Here is a 5,781-nt window from a genome sequence, read left to right as displayed (position 1 = left end):
TGGCCCCCGGGGTCGGCTCCCTGCTGCAGCGTGGACGGGACCTGGCCGATTTGCCCCTGGTGATCTTGGTCATAGTGGTCATCCTGCTGGTCGGGGTGCTCATTGAACTGGCCTGCTTTGCCCCGGTGGAACGCAAACTCCTGCGAGACCGGGGAATGAGACGAACTGGAGAAAACAATGGATAAAGGAAGCATTACCCTCATCGGCGGCGGCCCGGGAGACCCGGAGCTGATCACCGTGGCAGGGTACAGGGCATTGATGCGAGCGGACGTGGTCCTGGCGGACCGGCTCGGTCCCACGGCGCTGCTGGACGAGTTGGAAGATCACGTGCAGGTCATTGACGTGGGCAAGGCCCCGGGAAGCCACCTGGCCACCCAGGACGAAATCAACCAATGCTTAGTCAGCCAGGCCCGGCAGGGGAAGAACGTGGTGCGCCTGAAGGGCGGAGACCCGTACGTGCTGGGCCGCGGGGGAGAAGAGGCCGCCTACGCGGCCGCCCACGGGTTTACCGTGCGGGTGATTCCCGGCATCACCAGCGCCGTGGCGGTGCCGGCCGGCGCCGGCATCCCGGTCACCCACCGCGGGCTAGCCGCCGGGTTCAGCGTGGTCACCGGCCACCAGGAGCTTGGCGATGTGCCGTTGCGCACGGACCACACCCTGGTGATCCTGATGGGCGTGGGCCGCCTGGCCGCCACAGTGCAGACGTTAACTGGGCGTGGGCTGGGAACTAACACTCCGATTGCCATAATTGAGCGAGGTTACTCACAGACGCAACGCACAACTATCGGTACCCTAGAAGAGATCGTAGTGCGCGCCCAACAAGCCGCAGTAACGAATCCGGCCGTCATTGTGATTGGTGACGTGGTTCGACTGGCCCCGATGCTGCAGTGCAGCTGGCTGAGCTTCAGCCGCTGACCCACACCGATACTGCGGTGCCGGCCCTATTCGTTGACTAAGAAAGTAGAAGTTGTTTGATGAGTGAACTTAGCATTCCAGAGCACCTGACCAACCGACCCCTGCGCGTGGCCATCGTCGGCGCCGGACCGGCCGGGATCTACGCAGCCGACATGCTGGCCAAAAGCGAAGCAGTCTCCTCCGGCGCCCTGCAGCTGAAAGTCGACCTCTTCGACGAGCTGCCCACCCCGTTCGGCCTGATCCGCTATGGGGTGTCCCCAGACCACCCGCGCATCAAGGCATCATCACCGCCCTGCACAAGGTGCTGCACAACGACTGGATCGACTTCTACGGCAACGTGGGCCTGGGGCGGGACATCACCCTGGATGAACTCAAGGCCCGCTACGACACGGTGATCATTGCCACCGGCGCCCAGAAGGACGCCGACCTGAACATCCCAGGCGTGGACCTGGAAGGCTCCTTCGGCGGCGCCGACTTCGTCTCCTGGTACGACGCCCACCCGGACACCGACCGCACCTGGGACCTGTCGGCCAAGGAAGTGGCCGTCATCGGCAACGGCAACGTGCCCTGGACGTGGCACGCATCCTGTCCAAGCACGCCGACCAGCTGCTGGAAACCGAAATCCCGGAGCACATCTACGAGCAGCTGAACAACTCGGCCGTCACCGACGTGCACATCTTCGGCCGCCGCGGTCCGGCGCAGGTGAAATTCACCCCGCTGGAGCTGCGCGAACTGTCGCACTCCAAGGATGTGGACATCGTCCTGTACCCGGAGGACTTCGAGTTCGACGCCGCCTCCGATGAGGCGATGAAGACCAACAACCAGACCAAGACCATGGTCTCCACGCTGACCAACTGGCTGATCGAGCAGGAAGAACGCGAAGAGGCCCCCAGCGCCTCGCGTCGCCTGCACCTGCACTTCCTGCAGTCCCCGGTCGAGATCGTCGGTGAGGACGGCAAGGTTGCCGGCCTGAAGATGGAACGCAATGAACTGGATGGGACCGGCAACGTGCGCGGCACCGGAGAGTTCACCGAATACCCCGTCCAGGCGGTCTACCGCGCGGTGGGCTACTTCGGTTCGGCCGTGGACGGCATCGAATACGATGGCGCTGCCGGCGTGCTGCCCAACGAAGGCGGCCGCGTCCTGGACGCCCACGGCCAGCATGTCCCGGGCCTGTACGCCACTGGCTGGATCAAGCGCGGTCCGGTGGGCCTGATCGGCCACACCAAGGGCGACGCCCTGGAGACCATCAACCACCTGCTCACCGACCTGGACCAGCTGGCCCAGCCGAGCCAGGACGCACCGATCACTCAGCTGCTGGAGGAACGCGGCGTCGACTTCGCCACCTGGGAAGGCTGGCTGGCCCTGGACCAGCAAGAGAAGCAGCTGGGCAGCGAGGCCGGAACCGTGCCGACCCGCTTCGGCGAGGTTACCCGTGACCGCGTCAAGGTAGTTTCCCGCGAAGAGATGCTGGAGCATGCCCGGGCAAAAAAATTTGCTGAGAGCCTGTAAGCACTACCCCAGGCTCTAGAACCGGCCCCCGCGCCGCGACAGGAACCCCCTGTCGCGGCGCGGGGGCCGTTCTGCAACCGGCAGCCCATTTCGAGGTGACAAGCCGGTTTTGGAGTGCACCGGTATCGGGGGTCACTGCTTCTTTTCCCAAAGGTCGCTAGACTGAGGCCATGGCTAATGAACAGAGGAAAAAGGCACGGAAGGAAGCGAACCTTGCTGCCGATCTTGAGATGATTTGGCAGGAAGAGTCACCCGAAACCGCGGCGAGCACGAAGTTTGCCGATCAGGTCGACGGGGAACTGGGGACCCGCCCCTCCAAGAACGGCAAGGATTCCTAGATAACCGTTGCGGCGTGCGTATCTTCGCGAACGCCGGACAACTGCGACCGACACGAGCCAGTCAGGAGCCGCCACCGGGTCCTTGCGGGCTCAACCATGTCCCGAGCGCGGTGCCTCAGAAAGCCAGATCATTCCCTTTGGCGGCCTGGCCGGGCCTCGCAACCCGGCCGGCAGCCGGTTCAACCTCACTTAGGTCGCAGGTTCGGATGGCCCAAGGATCACCAGCTGGGCAGGGGCTCTGTTTATGAAAATATAGAGGTCCACCGCGCCGACGACGCCGGCACCGAAGGATCCCGGGTTGCAAGGACCACCCACATTTGCGCTCTCGGCAACCAGAAAGGCGGGGTCGGAAGACCCACGACTATCTTCCACCTGGCCCGTTCTGGCATGCTCTGCGGGCTGCATGTGCTCGTGCTGGACAACGCCCCTCCGAGCAACCTCACGGCCGTAGCTGCCGCCGAACCAGTAACCGAGAACCAAAGACGCCCTTGCCCATGACCGGAGAAGCCCCGGAAGACGTTCGCCTACCGGACCGCGCGCGTTGCCATGACCTAAACAGGTTGACAGCACGGGGCAGCGTATCAACTAACGCTGCCCCGTCCTCGACTCTTCAGCGAAGGGCTCTCTGGCTCCAATACGCCTGCGCCGGAAGCTCTGAGCATTCGGCAATGGAGCACAGAGGTAAGGTGAGGGACATATTCGGAAACCAGGAGACGCACCCTTCGCTAAAGAGGGCGGGAAATGGTCTCTACCTCGTGTAAGGAGACCCAAATGAAGGAAACCTATCTAGTCATATTCGTGGCTTTGTTTTCTCCTTCATCAATTCGCTCGGAACTGTCGTCCTGGCTACGCTCTCTTCGCTCCTTGGATATAACTCAAATTCACTCTCCGACAGCCCCTCAACGCTAGTGGTATTCTTCGCCGTTTCCAGCATCTTCGCTGCACTGATAGCTTCTGTCGTCTCGACGGGACTGTTCGTGCTGGGGAGCCGAAAGGGGCGAGTTTCCGGAGGAATTATTGCCTCCGTCGCGGGCGTGCTGCTTCTGGCTTCGTCTTTGCTCTCCTCACGCAGCAGATTCCAGACTATGACGTGACGCTGCTCCTGATCATTGGATGCTGCCTTGGATCACTCACCGGCCCAATTAGTTTCATCGTCGCCCTCCAGCCCCAGCCTGCCCGTGAAAACAGCCTGGATCGGCACTCCTCCTAGAACGTTTTCGCCAAGCGACTACCAGCCCACCCAATGACCTGCTGATTTGGCATTGACCCTCGCGATCAGACTTTTTTGTGCCGGGGGCGATCACCAATAACAAGTTCTGGTCCAAAGCAAGGATGATAGAAACGAAGTCTCTCAAGTGCTGATGCTTGTCCCATACGACGGTCGTCGTTCACCGGGGCACCGGCTCTACTGATGTGGGTTGCTAGAGGTCTCTATGCTCGCGGCCAAGATGCGCGTCGCGTATACCCCGCCCGCGAGAATGCCCAATGAAGGTGCCTCATACGGACGCCAAAAACGATCGTTTTAAGACCGTCTTGCCTGGCACTCACTATTTCGAGTGACACGCCGCAGAAAGGTGGCCCGAAACCTGTGCCCGAAACCAAAACCAACCGAAACTATCTAAGGATCGTTTTCAGGTGACTTGGTAAAATGAAGTGGGTCATTTTCTTGGAAGGAGTCCGGCCGTGACCGAGAAGTTTGATATTGAGGAACGCTGGCCAGAACTGTTTGCGCAGCTCGATGCTAACCAATGCAATGCCGTTCGGCAGTCACTGGCTGCGGCCTGGCATGAGGGATGGGTCCCGAACCGCGAGGACGTCGAGAACTTGACCGACGAGGCCCGCGGCGCGATCGACGAGGCGGAGTATCTGCGGCGTGTCGACGCAGCGGCTGAGCGTCACCGGTCCGGTACGCACACAGTGGCCAAGTGACCGAGTCTGATACCTGGAAGTCGTATTTCTGTCCTCCTCCGGATCATGTGCCGATGCGGAATCTGCTACATTTGGGCGCGCAGCTGAGGTATGCGCTCTGCCACCGCGGCTAGATGCTCCTGGCATTCGGCCGGTTCGTCAATGGTTTTCGGTGCAGGCCGCTGTCGGTGAGAGCCTCGGACGGCGGTAAGTAAGGGCGCAGTGAATCGGCGGGCACGGCGTTGCCCCATTCGGAAATCACCAGCAGCAGGTCGCAGGGCCGCTGGGAGGTGGCCCGGATGGTTGACGTTGCATGGGGTCGGGGTGGCGGTTCGGCTACTCATTTTCAATCCTGCCCCGGGTCTTGCGGCCAGCCCCCACCCAGAGGATATGCTGAAGGTACCAAGGGAAGAACAATGGCGTTCTCCTTGGTTTTTCCTTGCCCGCGGTACACCGCGGCCTCACGAGCTGGTGTGCCGAGGCTCCCTGTCATTAGCTGGCCCGCCCGTGGAACAAGCCGCGCGCCGGGCGGAAACCGCCTCAGTCGGCGCGCGAGCAGTGGCTCGAGCTGCCCCGCCAATGCCAGCAGATCAGCATCCTGGTGGGCGTTACCCTGCACCGTCATCCCCACCGGCAGTCCGTGCGAGCCTCGGCCGGCGGGCAGGGTCACCGACGGCACGCCCAGTATCGTGCCCGGCCCGACATTCCGGGTCATCAGTGGGAACAGGGCAGTCTGCTGGCCGCAGTGGTCCACCACATGGTCCTCGCCCACCCGCTGGGGAAGCGCAGGCATGGTGGGGAAGAACAGGGCGTCGAGGCGTTGGTGCTCCATGAGCCGGGCATACCGCTCTCGCGCCGCTGCCATGGCGAGCCTGGCCTGCTGATAGGAGCGTTGGTCCACCGGCTCGCTGGCATAGCTGTCCAGGATGCCGCGCACGTCGGGGGAGGCCGCCCGGTGAACCACCTCGGCCCACGCCCGGGTTGGGCTCAGGTCCTCGGCCGCCGCCAGGTAGGCGCTAAGCAGCCGCGGGGCCTCCCACCCCACCAGGTCCCACTGGGCCCGGTCGGTCAGGGCAATGATCGGGGACAGGTCCACATCAACGAACTG

At 62.7% G+C, this 5,781-nt stretch carries 3 protein-coding genes and 3 pseudogenes; 5 read left to right on the top strand and 1 reads right to left on the bottom strand.

Annotated elements, in window-relative coordinates; translation table 11 throughout:
- The 5 genes and pseudogenes from JCM19049_RS07320 to JCM19049_RS07305 form a co-directional block, all read left to right on the top strand.
- Nucleotides 1–185: pseudogene (locus tag JCM19049_RS07320) on the top strand (ABC transporter permease); the annotation flags it as partial.
- A 1-nt stretch (nucleotide 186) separates the two neighbouring features.
- Nucleotides 187–915 (top strand): annotated as a pseudogene (gene cobA / locus JCM19049_RS07315) (uroporphyrinogen-III C-methyltransferase); the annotation flags it as partial.
- A 59-nt stretch (nucleotides 916–974) separates the two neighbouring features.
- Nucleotides 975–2,427 (top strand): annotated as a pseudogene (locus JCM19049_RS07310) (FAD-dependent oxidoreductase).
- Nucleotides 2,428–2,597: 170 nt separating this feature from the next.
- The gene (locus JCM19049_RS19295) at nucleotides 2,598–2,765 is read left to right on the top strand and encodes a hypothetical protein (protein WP_171021251.1); all 168 of its coding nucleotides are present in this window, start codon (nucleotides 2,598–2,600) and stop codon (nucleotides 2,763–2,765) included.
- Between the two features lie 1,683 nt (nucleotides 2,766–4,448).
- Nucleotides 4,449–4,694: a hypothetical protein gene (locus JCM19049_RS07305; RefSeq protein ID WP_054821254.1), complete on the top strand. Its 246-nt coding sequence runs from the start codon at nucleotides 4,449–4,451 to the stop codon at nucleotides 4,692–4,694.
- Nucleotides 4,695–5,019: 325 nt separating this feature from the next.
- Here the strand turns inward: JCM19049_RS07305 and JCM19049_RS07300 are convergent.
- Nucleotides 5,020–5,781: amidase family protein (locus JCM19049_RS07300; RefSeq protein ID WP_279402677.1), on the bottom strand; the 762-nt coding region annotated here is incomplete at its 5' end.

The sequence above is a fragment of the Arthrobacter sp. JCM 19049 genome (assembly GCF_001310435.1).
Note: the sequence above shows the minus strand (reverse complement) of the source record. Positions and strands in the feature narration are given on the sequence as shown.

Excerpts from the sequence above, each read along its gene's own strand:
- JCM19049_RS19295 (WP_171021251.1), top strand. The coding sequence starts at position 2,598 with ATGGCTAATGAACAGAGGAAAAAGGCACGGAAGGAAGCGAACCTTGCT.